The organism is Streptomyces sp. NPDC050636, assembly GCF_040654775.1.
GTDB lineage: Bacteria > Actinomycetota > Actinomycetes > Streptomycetales > Streptomycetaceae > Streptomyces.
The window spans coordinates 136,129-160,760 of record NZ_JBFAIP010000007.1; the positions used below are offsets into that span (position 1 = coordinate 136,129).

24 protein-coding genes are annotated in these 24,632 nt (G+C 69.9%); 13 read left to right on the forward strand and 11 right to left on the reverse strand.

Features of this window, described 5'->3' with window-relative positions; genetic code table 11:
- Positions 1–136: 136 nt before the first annotated feature.
- Together AB0I10_RS10055 and AB0I10_RS10060 are read left to right on the forward strand one after the other, a co-directional pair.
- On the forward strand, positions 137–1,063 hold the full coding sequence (locus tag AB0I10_RS10055; protein WP_363151883.1) for a DUF4097 family beta strand repeat-containing protein: 927 nt from the start codon (positions 137–139) through the stop codon (positions 1,061–1,063).
- 2 nt (positions 1,064–1,065) lie between these two features.
- Complete coding sequence (locus AB0I10_RS10060) at positions 1,066–2,247, forward strand: helix-turn-helix transcriptional regulator (protein ID WP_363151884.1); 1,182 nt, start codon at positions 1,066–1,068, stop codon at positions 2,245–2,247.
- Positions 2,248–2,516: 269 nt separating this feature from the next.
- On the opposite strand, the gene AB0I10_RS10065 is transcribed toward AB0I10_RS10060, so the two are convergent.
- Positions 2,517–3,671 (reverse strand): serine hydrolase domain-containing protein, encoded by a 1,155-nt coding sequence (locus AB0I10_RS10065; RefSeq protein ID WP_363151885.1) that lies wholly within the window; start codon positions 3,669–3,671, stop codon positions 2,517–2,519.
- 434 nt (positions 3,672–4,105) lie between these two features.
- Here AB0I10_RS10065 and AB0I10_RS10070 point away from each other — a divergent pair, with 434 nt between their 5' ends.
- Together AB0I10_RS10070 and AB0I10_RS10075 are read left to right on the forward strand one after the other, a co-directional pair.
- On the forward strand, positions 4,106–5,044 hold the full coding sequence (locus tag AB0I10_RS10070) for a hypothetical protein (RefSeq protein WP_363151886.1): 939 nt from the start codon (positions 4,106–4,108) through the stop codon (positions 5,042–5,044).
- Positions 5,045–5,166: 122 nt separating this feature from the next.
- Entirely contained in the window at positions 5,167–5,655 is a 489-nt protein-coding gene (locus AB0I10_RS10075) for a cupin domain-containing protein (RefSeq protein ID WP_363151887.1), read from the forward strand.
- 174 nt (positions 5,656–5,829) lie between these two features.
- On the opposite strand, the gene AB0I10_RS10080 is transcribed toward AB0I10_RS10075, so the two are convergent.
- From AB0I10_RS10080 to AB0I10_RS10090, 3 genes are all read right to left on the reverse strand, one after another.
- Positions 5,830–6,501, reverse strand: coding sequence for a hypothetical protein (locus tag AB0I10_RS10080; protein ID WP_363151888.1), 672 nt, complete (start codon positions 6,499–6,501; stop codon positions 5,830–5,832).
- Positions 6,502–6,637: 136 nt separating this feature from the next.
- A complete protein-coding gene (locus tag AB0I10_RS10085) occupies positions 6,638–7,600 on the reverse strand; it encodes a zinc-binding dehydrogenase (protein WP_363151889.1) in 963 nt (320 codons plus the stop codon).
- Between the two features lie 394 nt (positions 7,601–7,994).
- On the reverse strand, positions 7,995–9,221 hold the full coding sequence (locus AB0I10_RS10090) for an NADP-dependent malic enzyme (protein WP_363151890.1): 1,227 nt from the start codon (positions 9,219–9,221) through the stop codon (positions 7,995–7,997).
- Positions 9,222–9,776: 555 nt separating this feature from the next.
- On the opposite strand from AB0I10_RS10090, the gene AB0I10_RS10095 reads away from it, so the two are divergent.
- The 3 genes from AB0I10_RS10095 (at position 9,777) to AB0I10_RS10105 (ending at position 12,560) form a co-directional block, all read left to right on the forward strand.
- Positions 9,777–10,751: an ABC transporter substrate-binding protein gene (locus AB0I10_RS10095; protein WP_363151891.1), complete on the forward strand. Its 975-nt coding sequence runs from the start codon at positions 9,777–9,779 to the stop codon at positions 10,749–10,751.
- Between the two features lie 64 nt (positions 10,752–10,815).
- Positions 10,816–11,757 carry an amino acid ABC transporter permease gene (locus AB0I10_RS10100; protein WP_363151892.1) on the forward strand — a complete coding sequence of 314 codons (942 nt, stop codon included), beginning with the start codon at positions 10,816–10,818 and terminating at the stop codon, positions 11,755–11,757.
- Positions 11,758–11,807: 50 nt separating this feature from the next.
- On the forward strand, positions 11,808–12,560 hold the full coding sequence (locus tag AB0I10_RS10105; RefSeq protein WP_363151962.1) for an amino acid ABC transporter ATP-binding protein: 753 nt from the start codon (positions 11,808–11,810) through the stop codon (positions 12,558–12,560).
- 147 nt (positions 12,561–12,707) lie between these two features.
- On the opposite strand, the gene AB0I10_RS10110 is transcribed toward AB0I10_RS10105, so the two are convergent.
- Positions 12,708–13,475, reverse strand: coding sequence for a class I SAM-dependent methyltransferase (locus tag AB0I10_RS10110; RefSeq protein ID WP_363151893.1), 768 nt, complete (start codon positions 13,473–13,475; stop codon positions 12,708–12,710).
- Between the two features lie 102 nt (positions 13,476–13,577).
- On the opposite strand from AB0I10_RS10110, the gene AB0I10_RS10115 reads away from it, so the two are divergent.
- Entirely contained in the window at positions 13,578–14,207 is a 630-nt protein-coding gene (locus AB0I10_RS10115) for a CGNR zinc finger domain-containing protein (protein ID WP_363151894.1), read from the forward strand.
- On the opposite strand, the gene sodX is transcribed toward AB0I10_RS10115, so the two are convergent.
- Positions 14,111–14,539, reverse strand: a complete 429-nt coding sequence (gene sodX, locus AB0I10_RS10120) for a nickel-type superoxide dismutase maturation protease (protein ID WP_363151895.1) — start codon at positions 14,537–14,539, stop codon at positions 14,111–14,113. The two genes, AB0I10_RS10115 and sodX, sit on opposite strands and share 97 nt — an antisense overlap.
- Before the next feature lie 168 nt (positions 14,540–14,707).
- On the opposite strand from sodX, the gene sodN reads away from it, so the two are divergent.
- Both sodN and AB0I10_RS10130 read left to right on the forward strand, forming a co-directional pair.
- Positions 14,708–15,103 carry a superoxide dismutase, Ni gene (gene sodN / locus AB0I10_RS10125; RefSeq protein ID WP_363151896.1) on the forward strand — a complete coding sequence of 132 codons (396 nt, stop codon included), beginning with the start codon at positions 14,708–14,710 and terminating at the stop codon, positions 15,101–15,103.
- Positions 15,104–15,984: 881 nt separating this feature from the next.
- Positions 15,985–16,410, forward strand: coding sequence for a hypothetical protein (locus tag AB0I10_RS10130; RefSeq protein ID WP_363151897.1), 426 nt, complete (start codon positions 15,985–15,987; stop codon positions 16,408–16,410).
- Between the two features lie 69 nt (positions 16,411–16,479).
- Here the strand turns inward: AB0I10_RS10130 and AB0I10_RS10135 are convergent, their stop codons facing one another.
- A complete protein-coding gene (locus tag AB0I10_RS10135) occupies positions 16,480–17,520 on the reverse strand; it encodes a helix-turn-helix domain-containing protein (RefSeq protein WP_363151898.1) in 1,041 nt (346 codons plus the stop codon).
- A gap of 95 nt (positions 17,521–17,615) precedes the next feature.
- Between AB0I10_RS10135 and AB0I10_RS10140 the strand changes: the two genes are divergently transcribed.
- Positions 17,616–18,515 carry an alpha/beta hydrolase gene (locus AB0I10_RS10140; protein ID WP_363151899.1) on the forward strand — a complete coding sequence of 300 codons (900 nt, stop codon included), beginning with the start codon at positions 17,616–17,618 and terminating at the stop codon, positions 18,513–18,515.
- Between the two features lie 81 nt (positions 18,516–18,596).
- Complete coding sequence (locus AB0I10_RS10145) at positions 18,597–18,986, forward strand: cupin (RefSeq protein WP_363151900.1); 390 nt, start codon at positions 18,597–18,599, stop codon at positions 18,984–18,986.
- Positions 18,987–18,998: 12 nt separating this feature from the next.
- Here the strand turns inward: AB0I10_RS10145 and AB0I10_RS10150 are convergent, their stop codons facing one another.
- The gene (locus tag AB0I10_RS10150) at positions 18,999–19,958 is read right to left on the reverse strand and encodes a LysR family transcriptional regulator (protein WP_363151901.1); all 960 of its coding nucleotides are present in this window, start codon (positions 19,956–19,958) and stop codon (positions 18,999–19,001) included.
- Between the two features lie 218 nt (positions 19,959–20,176).
- Between AB0I10_RS10150 and snpA the strand changes: the two genes are divergently transcribed.
- On the forward strand, positions 20,177–20,845 hold the full coding sequence (gene snpA / locus AB0I10_RS10155; protein WP_363151902.1) for a snapalysin: 669 nt from the start codon (positions 20,177–20,179) through the stop codon (positions 20,843–20,845).
- Positions 20,846–21,052: 207 nt separating this feature from the next.
- Here snpA and AB0I10_RS10160 read toward each other — a convergent pair whose 3' ends face one another.
- The 3 genes from AB0I10_RS10160 to AB0I10_RS10170 all read right to left on the reverse strand — a co-directional run bounded on the left by AB0I10_RS10160 (position 21,053) and on the right by AB0I10_RS10170 (position 24,571).
- Positions 21,053–21,601: a hypothetical protein gene (locus AB0I10_RS10160; RefSeq protein WP_363151903.1), complete on the reverse strand. Its 549-nt coding sequence runs from the start codon at positions 21,599–21,601 to the stop codon at positions 21,053–21,055.
- A 135-nt stretch (positions 21,602–21,736) separates the two neighbouring features.
- On the reverse strand, positions 21,737–22,822 hold the full coding sequence (locus AB0I10_RS10165) for a magnesium and cobalt transport protein CorA (protein ID WP_363151963.1): 1,086 nt from the start codon (positions 22,820–22,822) through the stop codon (positions 21,737–21,739).
- Positions 22,823–22,990: 168 nt separating this feature from the next.
- The gene (locus AB0I10_RS10170; RefSeq protein WP_363151904.1) at positions 22,991–24,571 is read right to left on the reverse strand and encodes an MFS transporter; all 1,581 of its coding nucleotides are present in this window, start codon (positions 24,569–24,571) and stop codon (positions 22,991–22,993) included.
- Between the last annotated feature and the right edge of the window lie 61 nt (positions 24,572–24,632).

Genomic DNA, 24,632 nt, shown 5'->3' on the forward strand with positions numbered 1-24,632 from the left:
ACAACTGCAAACCCCCTAGGGGGCGGATAAGGGCAAGCTCGGGGACCGGGCCGCTTGACTTCCGCAATTCGCGATATATCGTGTCTTCAGAAGACGCGATATGTTGCGTTGCATGCCTACCCAGGGGAGGCCAGGAATGTCAGCCGGGAGCGTGTGGTCGGTCTCCGAGCCACGGAAGCTGGAGATCGAAGAGCCCGTCAGCGCGTTGAATGTGCGCGTGGTCGGCGGCACCGTCAACGTCGTCGGCACCTCGGACGGCAGTCCGGCCCGCCTGGAGATCAGCGAGCTGCAGGGCGCACCACTGATCGTCTCGTGCGCCGACGGCACCCTGTCCATCGCGTATGAGGACCTTCCGTGGAAGGGCTTCTTGAACTTCCTCGACCGCAAGGGGTGGAAGCGCAACGCGGTGGTCTCGGTGACGGTGCCGACCGACACCCGCGTCGAGGTCGGCGTGGTCAGCGCCAGCGCGGTGGTTTCCGCCGTCTCGGGGCGTACGAACGTCCGCGGCGTCTCCGGCAACAGCACACTGGTCGGGCTGACCGGCCCGGTGCAGGCCGAGACGGTGTCCGGCGATGTCGAGGCGCAGGCACTCACCGGCGATCTGCGGTTCAACTCCGTCTCGGGTGATCTGACGGTCATCGACGGCGCCGGCGGCGGGGTGCACGCCGACTCCGTCAGCGGCGACATGGTCCTCGATCTGGACCCCGCCAAGGGCGCCGACATCAATCTGACGACGATCTCCGGGGAGGTCGCCATCCGGCTGCCCGACCCGGCCGACGCCAGGGTGGAGGCCAACACCACGACCGGCAAGGTCACCAATGCCTTCGACGATCTGCGGGTCAGCGGTCAGTGGGGCGCGAAGAAGATCACCGGCTCGCTGGGCTCGGGCAGCGGCACGCTCAAGGCCACCACCGTCTCCGGCAGTCTGGCCCTGCTGCGCCGCCCCGCTTTCGAGGAACCACAGGACGCCTCCGGCGGCGGCCCGCACGACAGCCCCTCCTCCGGTCCGCGCGACGCCGACCCCACCGCCCCGCCCACAGATGCAGAGAAGAAGGTGCTCTGAGCATGCCCCCCGTCTTCGCCCATGGCCGCCTCCGCCTCTACCTCCTCAAGCTGCTCGACGAGGCCCCCCGGCACGGCTACGAGATCATCCGCCTCCTGGAGGAGCGCTTCCAGGGCCTGTACGCCCCCTCCGCCGGCACGGTCTACCCGCGGCTGGCCAAACTGGAGGCCGAGGGCCTCGTCACGCACGCCACCGAGGGCGGCCGCAAGGTCTATTCGATCACCGCCGCCGGGCGGGCCGAACTCGCTGACCGTGGTGGCGAGTTGGCGGATCTGGAGCTGGAGATCCGCGAGTCGGTCGCCGCGCTGGCGTCCGACATCCGCGAGGACGTGAGCGGTTCGGCGCGGGATCTGCGCCGCGAGATCCGGGAGGCCGCGCAGCAGGCCAGGGGGGACTCCGGCGCGGGCGACTCCGGAAGGGCCCGGAAGGCGGGCAAGGACGGCGGCGAAGAGCACGGCGGCGCCGGACGGCCGTTCCCGGACTCCTCGGACTACTTCGACGGGTCGTTCGGCGACAAGGAGACCTGGCGGCAGGCGAAGGAGGAGTTCCGGCGCGCCAAGGAGGAGTGGAAGGAACAGGCCCGGCGCGCCAAGGAGGAGAGCCGGCGGGCCAAGCAGGACGCCCAACGGGCCCGTAAGCAGGCGAAAGACGCGCAGGTCTTCGCGCGCGAAGAGGTCCAGCGGGTCATCAAGCGCGTCCAGGAACAGACCCAGGGCCATATGCGCTCCGGCGACTGGTCGGGGGCGGTGCGCGAGGCGCTGTCCGAGGTGTCCCGCGAGGTCGGCCGCTTCACGAACGGCCAGTCCGGCGCCGGGCGGGGCGGCGCCGAGGGCGAGACCCGGGTGACGGTCGAGCGCGTCGATCTGGCGAAGGACGACCAGGGGGCTGAAGGAGCCGAGGGGACCGAGGGCGTCAAGGCGGCAGGGGCCAACGAGGGCCCCGCGGCCGAGCCGCCGCCGGCCCCCGCATGGGCGGGCGAACCGGCCAGTGGCGATCCGGCCCGCGACTTCGACCGCCTGCTCGACCGTTTCCGCGACGACCTCCGGGACGCGGCCCGCGACCACGGCGTCACCGGGGAGCAGCTGAAGGAATCCCGCCGCCGCCTCTCGACGGCCGCCGCTCACATCGGCGCACTGCTCCGCGATCCCGAGCGGTACTCCTCCCGCATGGATCCGGACGGCTAGACGGGAGATCCACGGCTGGACGGGAGACCAGCCGCGGGCCGGAGGCGAGAGGGCCCTCAACCGGAAGGAACGGGGCCCGCTTCGGGAGGGAAGAAGGCTCACAAGCAGACGAGGAGAGGCTCCCTCCGCCGCCCACGGCGGAGGATCAGCCCGCGACCACCCGCGACGAAGGATCGGCCCGCGATCAGCACCCCGATCCCCCGGCCCCGCTCACCCCAACCAACCCCGGCCAACCCCAACCGCGCCTGATCAACCCTGATCAACCCTGATCAACCCGCCACACACTCCCGTACCGCCTCGACCAGCCGGTTGGTGCGGACGTCCCCGCGGCCGCCCATCCGGTTGGCGGTGTAGCTGAAGCCGACACCGAACTCATCGTCGCCGAAGGCGAATTGGCAGCCGCCCGCCCCGTCATTGCCGAAGCTGCGCGGACCGAGCGTGTGACGGAACGGCGAGTCGATGAGGAAGCCGGTTCCCCAACGCGCGCCCAGGTCCGGGAAGCCCGACCACGATGCGCCGCCGGACCGTTCCGTGACGGCGTCGGTGACGGTGTCCGGAGCAAGCAGACGCGGCGAGCCGTCGACTCCGGTGGCGGCCGCCGCGTAAAGGGTCGCCAAGCCGCGCGCCGTCGAGACCGCGCCCGCCCCGGGGAACTCCGCGGTCAGTAGCGCGGGCGAGTTCCAGCCGTGCGGATCGTCGACGCCGGGGAAGACCAGCGCACCGTTCATCATCACCGCCCGCATCGGCAGCAGGTGGGCGTCCGGCAGGGGCCCCCGCCCCTCGCCCTCGACCAGCCGGGCCAGCCGGGCCAGCCGCGGGACTTCCTCCTGCGGTACGCCGATCCAGGTGCTCAGGCCCAGTTCGTCGCCGATGGTCTTGCGGAAGCAGGCGCCGGGAGTGAGGCCCGTGATGCGCCGGATCACCTCACCGGTGATGAAGCCGAAGACGTGCGCGTGGTACTCGTACGCGGTGCCCGGTTCGTACAGCGGCGCCTGCTCCTCCAGGGCGTGGATCACCGGATCCCACTGGGTCAGTTCCTGGAAGGTCAACTTCCGTTCGAACAGGGGGATTCCGGCGGTGTGCGCGAGCACCATCCGCGTGGTGATGCCCTCCTTGCCGTGCCGCGCGAACTCCGGCCAGTAGGCGGCCACCGGCGCGTCGAGATCCAGTCGTCCTTGCTGTGCGAGCAGATAGGCCAGGATGGTCACGATGCCTTTGCCGCTGGACATCACGGGAACGGGCGTGTCCGCCTCCCACGGCCGCCCGGTCCGGTCATCGGCGGTGCCGCCCCAGAGGTCCACGACCTTGCGCCCGTCCGCGAACACGGTGACGGCCGCACCGAGTTCACCACGTTCGGAGAAGTTCCGGGCGAACTCGTCCGCGACGGGCCCGAACCCCTCGTCGGCCCCTCCGTTGCGCTGCATCGTCTGCTCTCTTCCTCGCGTCGGAGCGCACGGATCCCCCGTGGCCGTTTGACTGTTGACTTCCGGCCTACTGCTTGACTGCCGGTTCACTGCTGATCGCCGGTTCACTGCTGACTACGGGCCGGCCGCTGCCTGCGCTGCCGGCCGGGTCACGATACGTACGGCGACCAGCCCGGTTCGATCGATTTTCCCGGTGGCCGAAAACCATGCCCACCGTCCCACCCAACCCACCTGCGGTTACGCAGAGTTGCCCCCAGTGGGCTGGATTCACCGCGCGTAATCGGGGAACTCGACTGTCGTACGGTCTTTCGTCCGGCACCGGGCCCGGGGGTGCCCCAGCCGCCGACTCCGCGGACCCACGGCCGTTCACAGGACTACGGTCACCCGCCAACCAATCCTGTCTGCACGCATCGTGAAGGCCATGAGGTGAAGCGATGTCGGAATACCTTTCGGTCGCCCGCCGGATGTGGCACCAGCTCGAACCGCTGCACGCCACGCTCTACTTCGCTCCCGAGGCCCGTCAGGTCCTCTCGGACCTCGGCTATGACGTCGCGTCCCGATGGCCCGGCTATTTCGCCTGGCGGACGGCCCCGCTGGGGGCGGCCGGGCCCGAGCTGGTGACCGCCACCTACTACAGCTTCAGCCCGCGGCTGGTCGCCCGGTACGTACCGCAGATCTGGACCACCGCCGACCCGGCCAAGGTGCTGGACGCGCGGCTGCTCGCCATGGACCGGGTGCTGACCGCCCTCATCGGCGACCGGCTCAGCGGCGCGCAGCTCGCCGAGGCGGCCCGGCTGGCGCGCCAGGCCGCCGAGAACGCCGGTCCTGCGGCCCGTCCGCTGGCCGCCGCCAACCGCGATCTGCCCTGGCCGGACGCACCGCACCTGGTGCTCTGGCAGGCCGCGACGGTACTGCGCGAACACCGCGGCGACGGCCATCTGGCGGCGCTGCTGACCTATGGACTCGATCCGTGCGAGGCCCTGGTGTCGTTCGCCGCGATCGGCGCCGCGCCGGCCGCCGACTTCGTGGGGCGCGGCTGGAGCGCGCAGGAATGGAGCGACGCCCGGCACCGCCTCGCCGCCCGTGGCTGGATCGCCCCGGACGGCAGTGCGACCGAGCGCGCCCACAAGGAGCGCTACGCGATCGAGCGGATGACGGACCGGCTGGCCGCCGGCCCCTGGCGGGCGCTGGGCCGGGCCCGCGCCGAGCGCCTCGCCCACCTGACCGGCCCGCTGCTCGGCGCGGTCTTCGCGGCGGGCTATCTGCCGCGGCGCAGCACGCTGGGGATCGGGAGGGTCAAGGTCGGATACCCGTGCAAGGCCCGGCTGTTCGCGGAGCGGCCGGACACGTGCGGAACGGCGGGCCGTTCGTAGGTTCGCAGGGGCACACCCCCCGTTCCGGCCAGGAGGGCCCCTGCCCTCCCCCTTGACCTCAACCACGCTTGAGGAGACAGGCTCCTGGAGAACCGCAGTCCGCCCACCCGAAGGAGCCTGACATGTCCTATCCGGAGCCCCGCTACCTGGGCGACAACGGCGAGATCACCGCGGTGCACCGCCCGGCGAACACCGCCCCCGACCTGGTCAGGGGCGCCAACCGCACCCACTACCTGGCGACACACGCCGGCACCGGCGGCGAATTCGGCCTGTACCGGCTGGATATGGGCCCCCGGGCTCCCGGCCCGAGCACCCACTTCCACCGGACCATCTCGGAGTCGTTCTTCGTGCTGTCCGGTTCCGTCCAGCTCTACGACGGCGAGCGCTGGGCCACCTGCGGCGCGGGGGATTTCCTCTACGTCCCGGCCGGCGGTCTGCACGCCTTCAAGAACGACTCCGACGACCCGGCGTCCATGCTGATGCTCTTCTCGCCGGGCGCGCCACGCGAGGAGTACTTCGAGCGCGTGGCGGAGATGGCGCAGCGTGGCGGCCAGGAGTTCGCGGACTTCCTTGTCCGGCACGACAGCTACTTCGTGGACGACGCCAGCTGAACGGGACATAGGACTTACCCGTCCAGGATCCGGTCGAGGTGGTAGTCGTACGCGAGGAACACCCGCAGCGCCGTGCGCCGTTGCTCGACGAGGGCTCGTACACCCGGCCGGTCCGAGCCGCCCTCGAAGTGGACCTTCGCAGCCGGCGTTCGACGGTGCCCTTCGCGCTCCTGGTCAGCCCGCCCCGGGGCGGCGCGCCCCCAGCCGCCGCAGTTCGGCCCGCAGCACAGCCAACTCACCTTGCCCACCGACGAGTTCGAGCGCATAGCGACGACCGCGCAGCCCCCGCGCGGCCGGCCGGGCGTTGAGCACGCGGCTGCCGAGCGGGCCGTACGAGTCCTCGGCCCGGTCGACGGGATAGAGGTCGAGGAAGGGCGCCCGTACGGCACCGGCGCCTTCCCCTTCGCCGACCGTCGCCTCCACCCCCACCTCCATTTCCCCCTCCCTTTCCCCCTCCACCACATCGATCGCCGCGATCTCCCGCCAGTGCAACCCCTGTTGGACGTACCGGCCGCGGGTGAGCCACACCCCCTGGGCATCCACCGCCACACAGGCGCGCGCCAGCCTTCGCCGCAGATAGGCCCACAGGCCCGCCAGCACCACCACCACGGTGGCGGCAAAGAGGACCGCGGCCTCGATTCGGGCACCGGTGGGCGCCGGGCCCTTGTCCGGCCCGCGCGCATTGACCAGGAACGGCGCGTCCGTGCCGACCAGCGCATACGCCAGCGTGGCCACCAGGATCGCGGCCACCACCAGCACCGCGAGGATCATCAGCGGCAGCCCGACGGCCCACTCCTGCCTGGTCGTCCTGCGCCGCCGCCGGGGCGGCCCGATCCCGGCGCGCACCGCATCCGGGGCGACGACCGACGACCGCCGCGCCCCCTCCCCGGACCTCCTGGACGTCCCAGACGTCCCGGACCTCCCGGGCCTCCCGGACCGCTCAGCCATGCCCCACCGACCTACCGCCCTCCCCCGCCACGGCTCAGACCGTCAGTACGACCTTGCCGAACAGATCGCCCTGCGCCATCTTCGCGAAGCCCTCGCGCGCCTGGTCCAGCGGCAGCAGCGAGTCGATGACCGGACGGACGCCCTTGGCCGCGCAGAAGCTCAGCAGCGACGCCAGCTCCTCCTTGCTGCCCATCGTGGAGCCGACGACCTTCAGCTCCAGGAAGAAGATCCGGTTGAGCTCCCCGTTCTTGGGGGTGTAGCCGCTGGTTGCGCCCGAAATCACCAGCGTGCCGCCGGGCTTGAGCGACTTGACGGAGTGCGACCAGGTGGCGGCGCCGACCGTCTCGATCACCGCGTCCACCCGCTGCGGCAGCCGCTCGCCGCTGGCGAACGTCGCCTCGGCGCCCAGCTCCTCGGCGCGCTTGCGCTTGACCTCGTCCCGGCTGGTGGCGAAGACCCGCAGTCCGGCCGCGGCGCCCAGCACGATCGCCGCGGTCGCGACGCCACCGCCCGCGCCCTGCACCAGAACGCTGTCCCCGGGCCGTACGCCCGCGTTGGTGAACAGCATCCGGTACGCGGTCAGCCAGGCGGTGGGCAGACAGGCGGCCTCCTCGAAGGACAGCTCCTTCGGCTTGGGCAGCACGTTCCAGGTGGGGACGGTGACCTGCTCGGCGAAGGTGCCCTGGTAGCGCTCGGTGAGGATGGAGCGCGGTTCGCCGGGGCCGACGCCGTGGCCGGTCTGGCCGATGACGGAGTGCAGGACGACGTCGTTGCCGTCCGCGTCGGTCCCGGCGGCGTCGCAGCCGAGGATCATCGGCAGCGATTCCTCGCTGATTCCCACTCCGCGCAGCGACCACAGGTCGTGGTGGTTGAGGGAGGCGGCCTTGACGTTGACGGTCGTCCAGCCGGGGCGTGCCTCGGGGGCCGGGCGTTCCCCCAGTTCGAGGCCGTTCAGCGGCTGGTCACGGTCGATGCGGGCGGCGTAGGCAGCAAACATGATCCCAACGTAGGCCGCGGGTGCCCGCTGCGGTACCGGGCACGGGTGTGACACGCGCCGCGCGCCGTGCCGGAAGGCGGGCGGCCGTCCTCCGACCCGCCGCTGTTGCCCGGCGACCGGCTCCAGCCGCCCTCCGACCCACCACTGTTGCCCGGCGACCGGCTCCAGCCGTCCTCCGACCCGCCGCTGTTGCCCGGCGACCGGCTCCAGCCGCCCTCCGACCCACCACTGTTGCCCAGCGAACGACTCCAGCCGCCCTCCCACCCGCCACTGTTGCCCAGCGACCGGCTCCAGCCGCCCTCCGACCCGCCACTGTGCCCGGCGAACGACTCCGGGCCCGCACCATCACTGGTGCGGGCCCGGCCCGTTCAACCCGAGACGGCGTACGTCCCGCTCAGCGGCGGGCGACGCCCTCGGCGCGCGCGGCGGCCGCGACGGCGGCGGTCACCGCCGGTGCGACGCGTTCGTCGAACGGCGAGGGGATGACGCAGTCGGCGCTGAGCTCGTCGGCGACGACGGCGGCCAGCGCCTCGGCCGCGGCGAGCTTCATGCCCTCCGAGATCCGCGAGGCCCGCACCTGGAGCGCGCCGGCGAAGATGCCGGGGAAGGCCAGCACGTTGTTGATCTGGTTCGGGTAGTCGCTGCGCCCGGTGGCGACGACGGCCGCGTACTTGTGGGCGACGTCGGGGTGGATCTCCGGGTTCGGATTGGCCATCGCGAAGATCAGCGAGTCCTTCGCCATCTTCGCCACCGCCTCCTCCGGCACCGTGCCGCCGGAGACCCCGATGAACACATCGGCGCCGGCCAGCGCGTCCTCCAGCGAACCGGACAGACCCGCCTTGTTGGTGAAGCCGGCCACCTCGCGCTTGACGTCCGTGAGGTCACCGCGGTCCGTCGAGACGACGCCCTTGCGGTCGCAGACCGCGACATCGCCGATGCCGGCCTCGATGAGGATCTTGGCGATGGCGACGCCCGCCGCACCGGCGCCCGAGATGACCGCCCGCAGCTGGCCGAGCGACCGATCGGTGAGCTTGGCTGCGTTGCGCAGCGCCGCCAGGGTGACGACGGCCGTGCCGTGCTGGTCGTCGTGGAAGACCGGGATGTCCAGCCGCTCCTGGAGCTTGCGCTCGATCTCGAAGCACCGCGGGGCGGAGATGTCCTCCAGGTTGACCCCGCCGAAGGAGGGCGCCAGCCGGACGACGGTCTCGACGATCTCGTCGGCGTCGGTGGTGCCGAGCGCGATCGGCACCGCGTCCACGCCGCCGAACTGCTTGAAGAGAATGGCCTTGCCCTCCATCACGGGAAGGGAGGCCTCCGGGCCGATGTCGCCCAGGCCCAGCACCGCGGTGCCGTCCGTGACCACGGCGACGACCTGGGACTTCCAGGTGTAGTCGTGGACCAGCTCGGGCTGCTCGGCGATGGCGGTGCACACCTTGGCGACGCCCGGCGTGTACGCGAGGGACAGGTCGTCCTTGTCGCGGACCGGGACGGTCGCCTGGACGGCCATTTTGCCGCCGCGATGCAGCGCGAAGGCCGGATCGAACAAGGCTTCATCCGAGCCCACGTCCGACTCCGCGTCCGTATTGCTGTCGCTGCGAGGATTGACGATCTCCGCTGCCACTTGTTCCAACCCCTTTAATCGAAAATCAGTTGAGGGTGACCACTCCCTGGTTAAGGGGTGGGCGGGCACCGCGTCCGGTCCCTGCACGGCGGATGGCCGTCGCGCGGGGGGAGGTACGGACGCCGGGCGCGCCGCACACGCGCCCTGAGCCCCGGATGAGGGGTGTAACGAACCTTTCTACCGGACGCGCGCGGGCCCCGACGAGTCAGATTCATTACTCTCCGGTTCGAGATTCCGGCATTGACGGCGAAACGCGCAAAAACGCGGAAGACTCGCGCATGGTTGTCCGGATTCCGAGACACTGCGAGCCTTCCGGAGTCCGCTCGCAAACCGCTGGAGCCGGGTCTCCCTAGGGCAACCCGGGCCATACCGCGGCACCGCTCGTCCGTTATCCGATTTTGACCTGCGCAGCAGTCCGAATACCGGAGTCCGGATGGCAGGATTCCGTAACCAACCGAGGTCGCGACGCTCGAAGGTGTGTGCCCGGCCCTTCTCATTGCTCATCGGCGTGTCCCTCCCGGACACATCGGCTTCTCCATCCGCAGGAGGATCAGCATGACCGCAAGCACCACCCGTCGCTCGGCCGCCGGCAGGCGTCATTCAGCCGTCGCCGCCACGGCCGCGGTCGCCGCCTCGCTGCTGCTGCTCAGCGCGTGTGGCGACCAGACGGACGCGGCCATCGCCAAGCGGGAGGCGCAGAAGAACCGCAACGTCAACGCGCCGCTCTTCAAGAAGCTCCCCAAGGGCATTCAGGACAAGGGCTTCCTCCAGGTCGGCTCGGACATCACGTACAAGCCGGTGGAGTTCCGCAGCAACGGCAAGGTCGTGGGCATCGACCCGGACCTGGCTGCGGCGATGGAAAAGGAGCTGGGCATCCAGCTCAACTTCAACAACGCCACCTTCGACACCCTTATGGGTGGTCTGAAGTCCAAGCGCTATGACATTTCGATGTCGGCGATGACGGACACCAAGGAACGCCAGCAGGGCATCGACGGCAACACCGGCAAGAAGATCGGCGAGGGCGTCGACTTCATCGACTACCTGAATGTCGGCGTCTCGCTCTACACCCAGAAGGGCAAGACCCAGGGCATCGACGGCTGGGAAACGCTCTGCGGAAAGAAGATCGCCGTACAGCGCGGCACGGTCTCGCACGACCTGGCCAAGGACAAGTCGAAGAAGTGCGAGTCGAACGGCGAGGAGGCCATCGCGATCGAGGCCTTCGACAACGACTCCGAGGCCCAGACCCGGCTGCGTACCGCCGGTGTGGACGCCGTCTCCAGCGACTACCCGGTCGCGGCGTACGCGGTGAAGGTGTCCGGCAAGGGCAAGGACTTCGAGATGGTCGGCGGCGCACCGCTCAAGGCGGCGCCGTACGGCATCGCGGTCCCCAAGGGCCAGGAGCAGCTGCGTGATGCGCTCAAGGCCGCCCTGGAGAACACGATCAAGAACGGCTCGTACGCCAAGGTCCTCAAGAAGTGGGACGTCAAGGACGCCGCGGTCAAGGAAGTCAAGCTCAACAGCGGCACCTGAGCCGCCGCGAGCCCTTCCCCTGCCCTCCGCGCAACTCCCGTCCGAACGCTGAAAGGCAACATCCGTGTCAGTTGACGTCGACAAGTCGGCACAGCCACCGGCGGACGCCCCGCCGCCCCAGCCCGAGCCCATCAAAGCCATTCCGGTCCGCCACTACGGGCGCTGGGTCGCGGCGGTCGTCGTGCTCGCGATCATCGCGTTGCTCGTCCGGGCCTTCGCCACCGGGAACATCAACTGGGACGCCATCCCGGAGTACCTGTTCAACGCGGACATCCTCAAGGGCCTGCGCAACACCCTGCTGATCACCGTGCTGTCGATGATCATCGGCATTGTGCTGGGTGTGATCCTGGCCGTGATGCGCCAGTCCAAGAACCCGGTGACATCGAGCGTCGCGTGGTTCTACGTCTGGTTCTTCCGCGGGACGCCGGTCTACGTCCAGCTGTTCCTCTGGTTCAACCTCGGCCTGGTCTTCACGTACATCGACATCATGCCGATCTACAAGGACGAGTGGTCGGACTTCATGACCCCGTTCCTGTGCGCGCTGCTGGGCCTCGGCCTGAACGAGGCGGCGTACATGGCGGAGATCTGCCGGGCCGGCCTGAACGCCGTCGACGAAGGCCAGACCGAGGCGGCGCACGCGCTGGGCATGAGCCACGGCAAGACGCTGCGCCGGATCATCGTGCCGCAGGCGATGCGCGTGATCGTGCCGCCGACCGGCAACGAGGTCATCAACATGCTCAAGACCTCTTCGCTGGTCATCGCCGTGCAGTACTACGATTTGCTACAGGCGGCGCAGAACGTCGGACGCGACTCCGGTGTCGTCGTCGAGATGCTGATCCTCGCCGCCGTCTGGTACCTGGTCGCCACCACCGTCCTGAGCATCGGCCAGTACTACCTGGAGCGCTACTACGCCCGCGGCTCCAGCCGACAGCTTCCGCCCACCCCGCTCCAGCGCGCCAAGGCGAAGCTGGCCGGCGGCTTCAACCGCGCCGGAGGTACCGCATGAGCGCCAGCAAGATCGACACCAGCAAGACCGCCGGCCAGAGCGGCGGCCCGATGGTCAAGGCCGAGAACGTCCACAAGTCCTTCGGCGCGGCCCACATCCTCAAGGGCATCGACCTCGAAGTGGCGCCCAAGGAGGTCTTCTGCCTGATCGGCCCGTCCGGCTCCGGCAAGTCGACGTTCCTGCGCTGCATCAACCACCTGGAGAAGATCAACGCCGGCCGGCTGTCCGTCGACGGCGAGCTGGTCGGCTACCGGGAGCACAACGGCAAGCTCTACGAGCTGCGCGACCGCGAGGTGGCCGCCCGCCGCCGCGACATCGGCATGGTCTTCCAGCGCTTCAACCTCTTCCCGCACATGACCGCGGTGGAGAACATCATGGAGGCGCCGATCCAGGTCAAGGGCGAGTCCAAGGCCGCCGCCCGGGAGCGCGCCACCAAGCTGCTGGACCGCGTCGGCCTGGCCGACAAGGCCGGCAACTACCCCTCGCAGCTCTCCGGCGGTCAGCAGCAGCGCGTCGCCATCGCCCGCGCGCTGGCGATGGAGCCGAAGCTGATGCTCTTCGACGAGCCGACCTCGGCCCTCGACCCGGAGCTGGTCGGCGATGTCCTGGACGTCATGAAGGACCTGGCCGCGGACGGTATGACGATGATCGTCGTCACCCATGAGATGGGCTTCGCCCGCGAGGTCGGCGACTCGCTGGTCTTCATGGACGACGGCGTGGTCGTGGAATCCGGCCACCCGCGCGAGGTGCTCGGCAACCCGCAGCACGAGCGGACGAAGTCGTTCCTGTCGAAGGTCCTCTAACGCGTCTCGAAGGTCGTCTAACGCGTCTGAAGGTCCTGTAACGCGTCGTCCAAGGTGCTCGCCGTCCCGGCAGATGTTCTCTGCCGGGACGGCGGGCACCGCTGTTCTGCGACCCCGACCCATCGGACAGGCCCTACGTCGGCCCGGCTACTTCAGGCCCAGCACCAGCGCATCCGTGGGCGACGCCCACACCGGCCGCGCCTCGGCGAAGCCGGACTCGCGCAGCACCTGGGTGTGCCATGCGGCCGACGGCGTGTCCCCGTCCGCGTGGTCGCTTCCGTAGATCTCGAAGCGCTCAGCGGTGGGGCCGGCCAGCCGCGGGTCGGCGGCGGCCAGCTGCCACCACTCCGCCCAGTCGACCGCGCCGGCTTCCTTGGCGCGGTCCATCCGCGCGTGCCGGAAGGCCCGCTCGGCGGCGTTGATCCGCGGCGTGGACTCCTCGGGCATGTGATCGGCGTTCATGAAGACCCCGCCGTCCCGGAGCAACCCGCCGAGCTGTCCGTACAGCCCGCGCAGATCCTCGGTGTGCAGCCAGTGCAGCGCGGTCGCGGTGAGCACCGCGTCATACGAGTCGTGCGGCAGCTTCGCCGCCCAGCCGGGGTCCTTCAGATCGGCCCGTACGAAGCGGACCCGGCGCTCGCCCTCGAAGTACCCTTCCGCGATGGCCAGCAGCGCGGGATCGAGGTCCACCCCCACACTCTCGGCCTTCGGGAACCGTTTCAGCAGCCGGTCGGAGATACTGCCGGTACCGCACGCAAGATCCAGGACCCGGGGCTCGGGGCCCACCAGGGCCTCGACCATGTCGAGCATCACCCGGAACCGCTCCTCGCGGTCGGGGAGATACCACTCCTGCTGCCGGTCCCAGCTGTTCTGCCACGCCTGCCAATCGGCGCCGGCGACGGTCTCGGTCGACACAAGCCCTCCAACCCGTAATACCCTAGTAATACCCACATGCGGGAACCGCCCATTACCACCCGCAGCACTTCGCACCTTAGACCGCCCCGGTAAGGACTACAAGTGGAACTGGCCTATTACTCGGATTACGCCGTGCGACTCGTCAACACCGAGCAACCCGAGCGCGGCGGCGACACCCTCACCTCGGTCGAGGCCGTACGCGAACTCTTCGGCGTCGCCCAACAGGCCGCCCGGCGCGCGACCGACAGCGATGTGACCCGGCTGCGCACGGTCCGCTCCCGGCTGCGCGCCGTCTTCGAGGCCGCGGACACCGGCGACGAGGTGCTGGCCGTGGACCTCCTCAACGCCCTCATGATGGAGTTCCCGGTCAGCCCGCAGATCTCCGGCCATGAGTTCCGGGACGACAACGGCCGCCCCAACTGGCATCTGCACATCGCCGACCACGCCGCCAACGCCACTGCCGGCTTCACCGCCACCGCCTGCATGGGCCTGGCCTTCCACCTCACCGAACTGGGTGTCGACCGGCTGGGCATCTGCGAGGCGCGCCCCTGCCGCAACGCCTACCTCGACACCTCGACCAACCGCTCCCGGCGCTACTGCTCGGACCGCTGCGCGACCCGCGCCAACGTCGCCGCCTACCGCGCCCGCAAGCGCCTGGAGAGCGAACGGTCCGCCCGCACCGAACGGACCGCCGAGAGCGCCCAGGAGAGCACCGCACGCGGCGACCGCTGAACCCCGCGCGGCGGCCGCACCCGCAACCAGGCACGGGCGATGACCAGTTCGTCCGGAACCGTCCCGAACTCCCGGCTGTCGTTCTCGACGTACGGATTGTCGCCCCGCACCCACCAGCCGCCGTCCCGCCGCTCCACGACCCGCTTGACGATCAGCAGGTCCTGACGGAACGGATGCCGCAGCACCACCACATCACCGGGCCGCACCGCCGCGCCGTACTGCACCACCAACTGGTCGCCCGGCTGCAGCGTCGGCACCATCGACGGGTTGTAGACCTCGGCAAGGCCGAACGCACGCAGCACCCCGCCGCGCTCCTGCACCTGCTCCGGCATCCCGTACCTCCCGGTCCAACCCCGGTCCGACCCGCTCACCGGTCCATCCTCCATCAGCCCCAGCCTGACACTGGACTTTTGCCCTAAGACCCCCGGGCCACCCGAGAAAAGCCTTCCCGTACCGAGTAATCTCGCACCTGAGAAGACGATCACGAGGAAGGATTGAACATGCTTTCGCGCCTGTTCGCCCCCAAGGTCAAGGTCAGCGCCCACTGCGACCTGCCCTGCGGCGTGTACGACCCCGCCCAGGCCCGCATCGAGGCCGAGTCGGTCAAGGCCGTCCAGGAGAAGTACCAGGCCAACGAGGACGCGGACTTCCGCACCCGCGCCGTCCTGATCAAGGAGCAGCGCGCCGAGCTGGCCAAGCACCACGTCTCGGTGCTGTGGAGCGACTACTTCAAGCCCCCGCACTTCGAGAAGTACCCGGAGCTGCACCAGCTGATCAACGACACCCTCAAGGCCCTGAGCGCCGCCAAGGGTTCCAACGACCCGGCCACCGGCCAGAAGGCCCTCGACCTCATCGCCCAGGTCGACAAGATCTTCTGGGAGACGAAGAAGGCTTGAGCCTTGTCTAGGCGGTCCGACCTGCACTTTCTCGGGTCGCCTCGGCTACCTGTCCGCACCCGGTCCGCATGCCGCCGAGCACGGCGTCCATGACGGAGCGGGTGCGGCCTTCTTCACCCGGCCGCAGATGGGCGTAGAGCGCAGTTCCACTCGGTCCTCCAGCGGCGATAGTTGAGCGGTTCCCCGTCGAAGTGGCGGGCGTGCTCCTTGCCGTCGAGGTCGCGGTAGCGCACGTCATCGCCGGATCAGGCTCAATGGCGCCCTGCGGAAGGGGTGTTACAGCGCAAACGCCGAGAGGGTGCCGGCGGTGGTCGGCGGGGGGTGACCAGGGCTCCCACGATCTGCGCCAACCACTGGCGGTTGGCAAAACCCGCTGTGCACCCTCAACTCTCGTTCAGATCGCTACCCGCTCGCCCTGCGTTCCGTACGCTCGAACCACCGAACGCTACGAACGGAGGACCGATGAAAACCACCCTCAGTCGTCTGGCTTCCCGCACCGCAGCCTTCCTGCTGCACGGACGGCGGCCCCGGTTCGACCACCCTGAATCCCACCGAGCCGCAGGGCCCAACCAACACGCAGGCGTGATCGACCACTACCGACCCATTTCCCCCGGAGGGTCACAATGGCTCCAGTGACCACTCGCCCGCAGTAGGCCCAGGCCGCCACCCGCATCTGTGAGCCGCTCACCGCAGCTGCCTTGCCGGCATGCCGCGAGGCTGGGCCGTCCCCGGCCCGCCCCGACGCCTACCTCGGCAAGGGGTACGTGCCTGTTTCTGAACCCCCTGGCCTGCTCTAGGTGCACATCGAGGGCGCACGCGCGTACAACCTTCCGTGGCGGCGGGCGGTCTCCTCTCGTCGTTACATCGCCACCGGGGGAACCATGCGCCGTACCACCGCCACTGTCGTCATCACCGCCGCCTGTCTCGCGCTCGCGGCCTGCACCGCGGATTCACCCGGCCCTGAAGCCTCCGCGCAGCGCCCCTCCTCCCCAACGCCCGCTTCCCCAACGCCCGAGACGGCAGCCCCCGTCGGCCCCGGGGCGAAATTCACCCTCGGCAGCGGCAACGGCCATGCGAACGCGCCCGTTCCGCGCCTCACTGGCCAGGGGCTGAGGGCTGCCCGGGACGAAGCGCGAGCCGCCGGCTTCCGGTCGATCCGTACGTACGACATACGAGGTCGTGGCCGCACACCGTCCTCCGACCGGAGTTGGAAGGTCTGCACTCAGATGCCCGGGGGGTTCGGGCGGATCAACACCGACACCACGATCCTTCTCGGTGTCGCGAAGCGCGAAGAAGGCTGCAGCTAGGGTCTTTCCGCGAGCCGCTGCGAGCATCCCGTTCCTGCCCCAGCAGCGCAGGAGCGACAGCGGGCCTCCTCAGTCGTTGAGCAGCCGCCATGCGGTGAGGGCGAGCCTGGCCCGTATCAGTCCGGTGGGTTCGGTGAGTTCGATGCCCAGGTTCTTTCCGATCTGTTCGAGTCGGCGGGCGACGCTGCTGTGGTGCAGGTGGAGGAGGTCGGCGGCGCGGCGTAGGGAGCCGGCGGCGCAGTAGGCGTCCAGGGTCTCCAGGTCTTCCGGGTTGTCGGCGATTCGGGCGATCGCGGTCACGTCGGCGTTGTCTCGCGCGGTGTCCTGGGGTACCTGTGCGAGCAGCGCCAACGCCCCCAGGCCGTCGTAGTGGACGACCGGCTGGCGTGGGGTGGTGAAGCGGAGGGCGGTGCGCGCTTCCCGCCAGGACCGGTCGGGGCTTTCGGCGGCGCCGATGCCCGCGCGTACGCCTGCCGGAAACCGGGCCTGGTCCACGGTGGTGGCCAGGATGACGCCCACGTCGGCGAGCGGTGCCGCCTTCACCGGGCGGGCCGGGCAGACCAGGCCGCCGATTTGGTCGAGCGGAAGCTGCGACCGTACGGCGACGACGCGGACCGGCAGGTCGGCGGCGAAACCCAGGAGCCGTAGCGCCCTGGCCCTGGCCGCCTCGTCGCTGTCGGCGCTGATCGCCAGTTCGACGAGGGCGGGGTCGGCCATGGTGGTACGGGCCGGACCGTACCGCTCGACGACCGCCGCGGCGGCGAGGGCGAGCCGGTCCAGCAGCAGCTCGTCGAGTTCGAGCGAGCCGGGCGAGCCGGGGCGTTCCAGCCACACCGTGCCGATCTCCTCCTCATCGAGTGTGATCGGCGTCGTGGCGGACGCGGGTTGCGGCGGGCCGGACGTTTCCGTGCCGTCGGGCGAGACGCGGATCGCCCGCCCCGTGCCATGGAGCCGAATCCCGGTCACGCACTCGGCCAGGCCCGCCGAGGCCCGGGCGAGTGCCGGGAGATCCACCCGTCGGCGCATCAGTGTGTCGTAGAACATGATGACGCGGATCGCGCCATCGACGTGCGAATCCAGTCGCGACAGCCGTACGGCCAGTGCCTCCATGACAGGAGCATAGGCGCCGATCGGTGCGTGATCCGGGCCGGATGCCCGACAGTTGGCGGATGATCTCGGGGGCGGCGACCGTCAGGATTGCCGACATGGATCCCGAACTCGAAGCATTCATACCGTTGTTCCCCCGGGCCGACCTGACCGACCCGGTCACCGAGCGCAAGAACTTCGCCGACTTGGCCGCCGCCGTGCCGGCACCAGACACCACGGGAATGGAAATCGAGGACCGCACGGTTCCCGCCGATCCGGACGTGGCGGTGCGGATCTATCGCCCGCACCAGGCGCAGGGCGGCGCCATCGTCTGGCTGCACGGCGGCGGATTTGTCATGGGTGACCTGGACACCGAGCACCCGTGGGCCGCCCGGATCGCAGACCTCTCCGGCACGGTGGTGATCTCGGTGGGCTACCGACTGGCGCCCGAGCAACGGTTCCCGGCCGCCCTGGACGACGCCTACGCCGTGCTGACCTGGACGGCCGAGCACGCAGCCGAGCTCGGCATCGACCCGGAGCGGATCGCGGTCGGAGGTCACAGCGCCGGTGGGGGGATCGCGGCCGCGCTGGCGTTGCGGGCGCGTGACCAGCAGGGGCCGCCGATCCGCTACCAGCTGCTCAGCCAGCCCGGGCTCGACGACCGGCAGGAGACATGGTCGGCACGGCACTTCACCGAGACGCCTTGGATGAATCGCGACAAGGTCACCGCATCGTGGCGGCACTACCTGGGCTCCGCGCCAGCCACGCCGTACGCCGCCCCCGCGCGGGCCACCGAGCTGTCCGGCCTGCCACCCGCCTACATCGGCACCGCGGAACTCTGCCCGAACCGCGACGAAGACATCACCTACGCGCTGCGCCTGCTGCAGGCCGGCGTCTCGGTCGAGCTGCACCAGTGGCCCGGCACGTTCCACGGGTCGCAGGCGATCCTGTCCGCCGAGGTGTCGCAGCGGCAGACCGCCGAAATCGCCGCAGCCCTGCGCCGTGCGCTGGCCGAGTGAGGCGGTCGCGACCGACCAGGCCGGCCACCCTCATGCCACAACCCACCAGATGAAAGATCACCTCAGGAAGGACGTCTCGGCGTGACCGTTACCCCGATCGATCTCTTCGCCTCCTTCATCCACCTTGACCAAGACGGCCAGGTGCGCGCCGTGCAGCCGGTGTTCGACCCCAAGCGGGACGGCTGGCAGGTGATGGCCTTCCATGTGGAGACCGACGCCGACGTCCACGCCGACCACTGGGAAGTCCACTCCGGCGCGGACGAAGTCGTGTCCTGCCTCACCGGCGGAATACGCCTCATCCTCCGTCCGGAACAGCCCGGAGACGAGGAGGAGGAAATCAAGCTGGCGGCCGGCACCGCGGCCATCGTGCCGCGCGGGCGATGGCACCGCATCGCACTGGACGCCCCCGGCGACATCATGTCCATCACCCTGCCGCGTGGCAGCCGCCTGGAGAAGCGGATCGAATCCTAGGGCCTGTCCGCCCTACGTCGCCACCGGCAGCGGTCCGTCATGCCGGACCAGCCACTCGCGATACGCCACGCTCGCCCAGGCGATCTCCATATACGCGGAGGTCAGGTCGGCGAAGAGGGCGTCGGCGGGGGCGGCCGGGGCGCCGTCCTGGCGGCAGGCCATGAAGAGGCGGACGGCGAGCGGGTCACCGTACAGCGGGCGGACGGCCATGCCGGGCCGCAGCCGGGCGGTCGGCTGGCAGGGGGTGACCACCTCGCCGGCGGTGACGAGATCGACGGCGGTGAGATAGTCGCCGTGCACCACACGGGGGTTGATGCCGGCCGCGCCCCAGATGCGGCGCAGCCCGGCCCACTCGCCGTCCACGGTCGGGTCGACCATCCACTGGTCGTCGGCGAGGTCCGCCACCCGGACGATCGACTGCCCGGCCGCCGGATGGCTGTCCGCCAGCGCGATGAACTGGGGTTCTCTGGCGATGAGTTCATGCTCGGCCAGGCCGTCGGGGACCCGCAGCGGCGCGCCCTCGACCTCGTGCACGAAGGCGACGTCGAGCTGCCCGGCCGCGACCATCTGGAGCAGCGCATTGGCGGACACATCGATCCTTATCGTCGTGTCCGTCTCCGGCAGCCGGACCCGCAGCCGGCGCAGCCAGCCGGCGACGGCACGGCTGCTGGTGCTGCCGATGCGCAGCCGGGCGCCCTGTTCGCGTACGGATGCCGAGGCGATCTCCTCGACCAGGGCCCGCATTTCGGCCACTATGGGGCGGGCCCGGCAGAGCACCGAATGCCCCAGGGCGGTCGGCCGGCTGCCGGTCGGTTCGCGGAAGAAGAGCTGCCCCCCGAGGGCCTTCTCGATGCGGTGTAGCTGAGTCGTCAGGGAAGGCTGCGTCATCCCCAACTGCCTGGCCGCTTTGCGTACGCTGCCGGAGTCGGCGATGGCGCACAATGCGCGAAGATGCCTTACCTCTAGCTCCACATCGGGAGCATAACGACGTAGGCATACGTCACACCAGACTCTCAAACCTATGCGAACAAGCTGTTTTTTCCGGGGTATTGCCTGACGCTATCGCCACCTGGCATCTCCGCCTCACGGGTGAACTCCGTCCAGACTCATCGGCACCAAGAAATCCGCAGGGCCCCGGTCGCCGCCCCACACGGCGACCGTACGGCCCTCGGAAATTAAGGAGCCCCCACATGAGTTCTCCCAAGAAGGCGCTGTCGGCGGCGCTCGGACTGGGCCTCGCCGCCGTGCTCGCAGCTGCGGCGCCGGTTTCGGCAGCTTCCCCCTCCACGCACACCCACTCCTCCCAGAGCACGCGCGCTTCCATCGCCGCCTACCAGGGTTCGGCCGCTGACAAGGCGGACACGAAGGCGTTCTTCGAGGCCGTCATGAAGTCGGCCAAGGCCAAGATGAAGGCGCACCCGAACGCGGCCTCGGTCACCGTCACCTACGACGCCAGCGCGGCCCCGACGTTCGCGGGCCAGATATCGGAAAGCGCGTCGATCTGGAACAGCTCCGTGCAGAACGTCAAGCTGCAGGAAGGCAGCGGCGGCGACTTCCAGTACCGCGAGGGCGACGACCCGCGCGGCTCGTACGCGAGCACCGACGGCCACGGCAAGGGCTTTGTCTTCCTGGACTACAAGCAGAACCAGGAGTACAACTCCACCCGCGTGACCGCGCACGAGACCGGCCATGTGCTGGGCCTGCCGGACCACTACGAGGGTCCGTGCAGCGAGCTGATGTCCGGTGGCGGCCCCGGCCCGTCGTGCCAGAACGCCCAGCCGGACGACAACGAGCGTGCCCAGGTGGACCAGCTCTGGGCCAACGGCCTGGCAGGCCTTCGCTTCGGCAAGGTCTCCTGAAGTACGGCGAAGGCTTGTGGCGCCCTGACCAGGCTTGCTGAGAGTGGTCCGGGTCGGCCGACGGCCTGCGGCTGACGAGGGCCGGTACCTGGCGGCCGGCCCTCGTATCCCCACCAGCCCGCACTCCTTGGCCTTCGCTCATGCGGTGGGGCTCTTCGGAGCCCCACCGCTTGTTGTGTGGACGGGGGCCGTACAGGGGGCGGCCCCCTACCGCAACGATCGGCTCCACACTTCCTGTTGGGTCCCGTCGCCGGACCCCCGGGTGGCCTCTCCGGTTGCCGGCTGCCACCCCCATGACCGGAACGCGGCCCGCGCCGGTCCGTTGTCCGGCGCGATCAGGACGACCGCCACCACCGCATTGCTGCGGATCAGCAGCGTCTCCTGGAGGCGGGTGGCCACCCGCGTACGCCGATGGCCGGGCAGCACCATCAGCTCCGCGATGATGAACAGCCGCCCCGCCGCGGCCGGTTCGCGCAGCTCCGCCGGCACCTGGCCGGGGAGGTCCCGGCACCAGTCGCCGTCGCGGTCGGCGGGATAGCCGTAGCAGCAGCCGACGAGTGCCGGGCTGCTGCCGATGACCATCTCGAAGCCGGGGCGCTGGACATCGCGCTCGGCGAACCGGCGCAGGAATTCCGCCCGGCCGGGTGCGTCGTCGGCCGGCGGGCCGCGGTGGGCCGCGACGTACAGATCGGCGACGGACTCCCGCTGGGTCTCCGCCTGCCACCTGGTCAGACGCCGTAGGAACACCTCTGCCATGGGCCCTCCCGTTCCGCCGGTCGCGCCGGCTCCGCCGGTGGGGCGACCCGTGGGGGAACCCGTCCCGGAGATTTCCGGAAGCTTATGAGGTCGGACCGAACCAGGGCAGTCCCCTCCGGCCGGCCCCGCCCGGCCCTACAGCCAGCCGTTCCGCTTGAACCCGCGGTGGATCACCCAGCAGATCGCGACGATAAGCCCCATGACCAGCGGATATCCGAACTTCCAGCCCCTTTCCGGCATATAGTCGAAATTCATGCCGTAGACGCCGCAGACCATCGTCGGTACGGCCAGGATCGCGACCCAGGCGCTGATCCGGCGCATGTCCTCGTTCTGGGCCACGGTGACCTGGGCCAGATGCGCCTGGAGTATGGAGTTGAGCAGTTCGTCGAAGGCGGTGATCTGCTCGGTGACCCGGTCGAGGTGGTCGGCGACGTCCCGGAAGTACGTCTTGATCCGCGGGTCGACCTGCGACATCGGCTGGGTGGCCAGCGACTGCAGCGGCCGGTCCAGCGGGGCCACCGCGCGCTTGAGTTCCAGGAGTTCGCGCTTGAGCTGGTAGATCCGCCCGGCCCCGCCGCCGCCCCGTACGGAGAAGACCTCGCTCTCGACGTCGTCGATGTCGTCCTGGACGGCGGCCGTGACGTCCAGATAGTCGTCCACCACGAGGTCGGCTATGGCGTGCAGCACGACCGACGGGCCCAGCGCGAGCTGCCGGGGTACGGACTCCAGCTGTTCGCGGAGCGGGCCCAGCGAGCCATGTCCGCCGTGCCGCACCGTGATCACGAAGTCGGCGCCGGTGAAGACCATGATCTCGCCGGTGTCGACCACCTCGCTGGTGTCGGTGAGCCGGTCGTGATCGACATAGCGGACCGTCTTGAAGACGGTGAACAGCGAGTCGTCGTAGCGCTCCAGTTTGGGCCGCTGATGAGCGTAGACGGCGTCCTCGACGGCGAGCGGGTGCAGCCCGAACAGCTCGACGATGCCGGCGAACTCCTTCTCCGAGGGCTCGTGCAGACCGATCCACACAAAACCGTTGCCGGACTCGCGGACCTGGCGTATCGCCACATCAGCCGGGTGGTTTCCCTGCTGCCGCACGCCGTCCACGTACACCGCGCAGTTCACCACGGCGGTGCCGAGCGGCGAGCGCGCGGGGTGACTGAGGTCGACCCCGTGGGTACGCGGTTGCGGCAGCCGGACGGCTTTGCGGAGGTTGCTGATCATTGACACCCGGCCAGTATGGCGCGCGGGCCCCTGCGAGCGGTACGGCCTAGACGAGTAAGTCCTGTGTCCCTTCGTCCGCCCGTAGGGCGAGCCAGAAGGGCGAGCCAGAAGGGACATAGGACCTACTCGTCTAGCGCCCCGTTTTACCCGGGCCTCGGACTCCGTCCCTCAGGAAACCAGGACCGGCTGCGTCTTCCCGGTCTCGCCGACGGACGCTCCGGTCTCGCCGGTGGCCGCCGGGGCGGCCTCCTCGGTGGCCGCCGGGTTCTGCGTCCGTACCTGCCGGGGCAGCAGGAACAGCAGGCCGAAGATGATGACCAGGCCGCCGGACACCCACCACAGGGCGCTGGTGGTGGCGTCGATGAACGAGGCCCCGAGCGCGGCCCCGGCCCCCGCGCCACCCGTCTCCCCCGTACCGTCGACCACTCCGAAGAAGGCCACCGACGACAGGCCCAGGCCCAGCGCCATGCCCAGCTGGCCGGTGGTGTTGAAGATGCCGGATGCCGATCCGGAGTGCTCCGTCGGCACCTCGGAGAGCACCGAGTCCGTGATCGGGGCGACGATCAGCCCCATGCCGGCGCCCAGCAGGACCATCGCCGGCGCCATCTGCCAGGACTGCATGGCGGTTCCGAAGTGCTCGGCCTCCCCGATGTAGAGCAGTGCACCGGCCAGCATGATCAGCGCGCCGGCCTGCATGACCTTGCGGCCGAAGCGCGGCACCAGCTTCTGGACGGACATGCCCGCCGCTGCCGAGCAGGCGAGGGAGAACGGCACCCCGGTCAGTCCGGCGTGCAGCGGTCCCCAGCCCAGCCCGAGCTGCATGTGCAGCGTCCAGACGAGGAAGAAGAGGCCGGAGGCGGCGCCGAAGGTCAGCTGGACGCCGGCGCCCGCCGCGAACGTCTTGATCTTGAAGAGGGAGAGTTCGACGAGCGGTGAGCCGTCCTTACGGGCCTTGGCGCGCTCGTAGCGGACGAACACCGCGAGCACGAGCGGGCTCGCCGCCATCGACACAAAGCCCCACACCGGCCAGCCGGACTCGCGTCCCTGGGTGAGCGGGTAGAGGAACATCAGCAGGCCGACGGTGGCCAGCGCCGTGCCGACGAGGTCGAGACGCAGCGCGGTGGGCGCCTTGGACTCGGCGATGAAACGGCGGCCGAGCAGGATGCCGGCGACCCCGACCGGCAGGTTGATCAGAAAGATCGGGCGCCATTCGAGACCGAGGAGATCGCCCTCGGTGAGCAGCGCGCCGATCAGCGGGCCGCAGACCGCGCCGAGGCCGAGCACCGCGCCGAACATCCCGAAGACCTTGCCGCGCTCCCGGGCCGGAAAGCTGACATGGATGATCGCCAGCACCTGCGGCACCATCAGCGCGGCCATCGCCCCTTGCAGCACCCGCGCGCCGACCAGCATCCCGGGGCTCGCGGCGAGGCCGCACAGCGCGGAGGCGACGGTGAAGCCGCCCATCCCCAGCAGAAACAACCTCTTGCGGCCGAATATGTCGCCCAGCCGGCCGCCGGTGATCAGGCCGATGGCGAAGGCGAGGGCGTAGCCCGCGGTGACCCACTGCAGGGCGCTGAAGGATGCGCCGGTGTCCCGCTGGATGCTCGGGATGGCGATGTTGACGATGGTCGCGTCAACCAGGTCCATGAAGGTCGCGGTCAGTACGACGGCAAGCGCGATCCAGCGTCTGCGGTCTGGCGCGGGGGCCGGTTCGGCCGCCTCGGGGGCTGCGGGCACGGTCGTGGTCATGGCGTTCTCCTGGGAGCGGGAAAGCAAGGGGTGAGGTGCGGAAGGGGAGGCGGCCCGGGGT

Excerpts from the sequence above, each read along its gene's own strand:
- AB0I10_RS10055 (WP_363151883.1), top strand. The coding sequence starts at position 137 with ATGTCAGCCGGGAGCGTGTGGTCGGTCTCCGAGCCACGGAAGCTGGAG.
- AB0I10_RS10060 (WP_363151884.1), top strand. The coding sequence starts at position 1,066 with ATGCCCCCCGTCTTCGCCCATGGCCGCCTCCGCCTCTACCTCCTCAAG.
- AB0I10_RS10065 (WP_363151885.1), bottom strand. The coding sequence starts at position 3,671 with ATGCAGCGCAACGGAGGGGCCGACGAGGGGTTCGGGCCCGTCGCGGAC.
- AB0I10_RS10070 (WP_363151886.1), top strand. The coding sequence starts at position 4,106 with ATGTCGGAATACCTTTCGGTCGCCCGCCGGATGTGGCACCAGCTCGAA.
- AB0I10_RS10075 (WP_363151887.1), top strand. The coding sequence starts at position 5,167 with ATGTCCTATCCGGAGCCCCGCTACCTGGGCGACAACGGCGAGATCACC.
- AB0I10_RS10085 (WP_363151889.1), bottom strand. The coding sequence starts at position 7,600 with ATGTTTGCTGCCTACGCCGCCCGCATCGACCGTGACCAGCCGCTGAAC.
- AB0I10_RS10095 (WP_363151891.1), top strand. The coding sequence starts at position 9,777 with ATGACCGCAAGCACCACCCGTCGCTCGGCCGCCGGCAGGCGTCATTCA.
- AB0I10_RS10105 (WP_363151962.1), top strand. The coding sequence starts at position 11,808 with ATGGTCAAGGCCGAGAACGTCCACAAGTCCTTCGGCGCGGCCCACATC.
- sodX (WP_363151895.1), bottom strand. The coding sequence starts at position 14,539 with ATGCCGGAGCAGGTGCAGGAGCGCGGCGGGGTGCTGCGTGCGTTCGGC.
- sodN (WP_363151896.1), top strand. The coding sequence starts at position 14,708 with ATGCTTTCGCGCCTGTTCGCCCCCAAGGTCAAGGTCAGCGCCCACTGC.
- AB0I10_RS10130 (WP_363151897.1), top strand. The coding sequence starts at position 15,985 with ATGCGCCGTACCACCGCCACTGTCGTCATCACCGCCGCCTGTCTCGCG.
- AB0I10_RS10135 (WP_363151898.1), bottom strand. The coding sequence starts at position 17,520 with ATGGAGGCACTGGCCGTACGGCTGTCGCGACTGGATTCGCACGTCGAT.
- AB0I10_RS10140 (WP_363151899.1), top strand. The coding sequence starts at position 17,616 with ATGGATCCCGAACTCGAAGCATTCATACCGTTGTTCCCCCGGGCCGAC.
- snpA (WP_363151902.1), top strand. The coding sequence starts at position 20,177 with ATGAGTTCTCCCAAGAAGGCGCTGTCGGCGGCGCTCGGACTGGGCCTC.
- AB0I10_RS10160 (WP_363151903.1), bottom strand. The coding sequence starts at position 21,601 with ATGGCAGAGGTGTTCCTACGGCGTCTGACCAGGTGGCAGGCGGAGACC.
- AB0I10_RS10165 (WP_363151963.1), bottom strand. The coding sequence starts at position 22,822 with ATGATCAGCAACCTCCGCAAAGCCGTCCGGCTGCCGCAACCGCGTACC.
- AB0I10_RS10170 (WP_363151904.1), bottom strand. The coding sequence starts at position 24,571 with ATGACCACGACCGTGCCCGCAGCCCCCGAGGCGGCCGAACCGGCCCCC.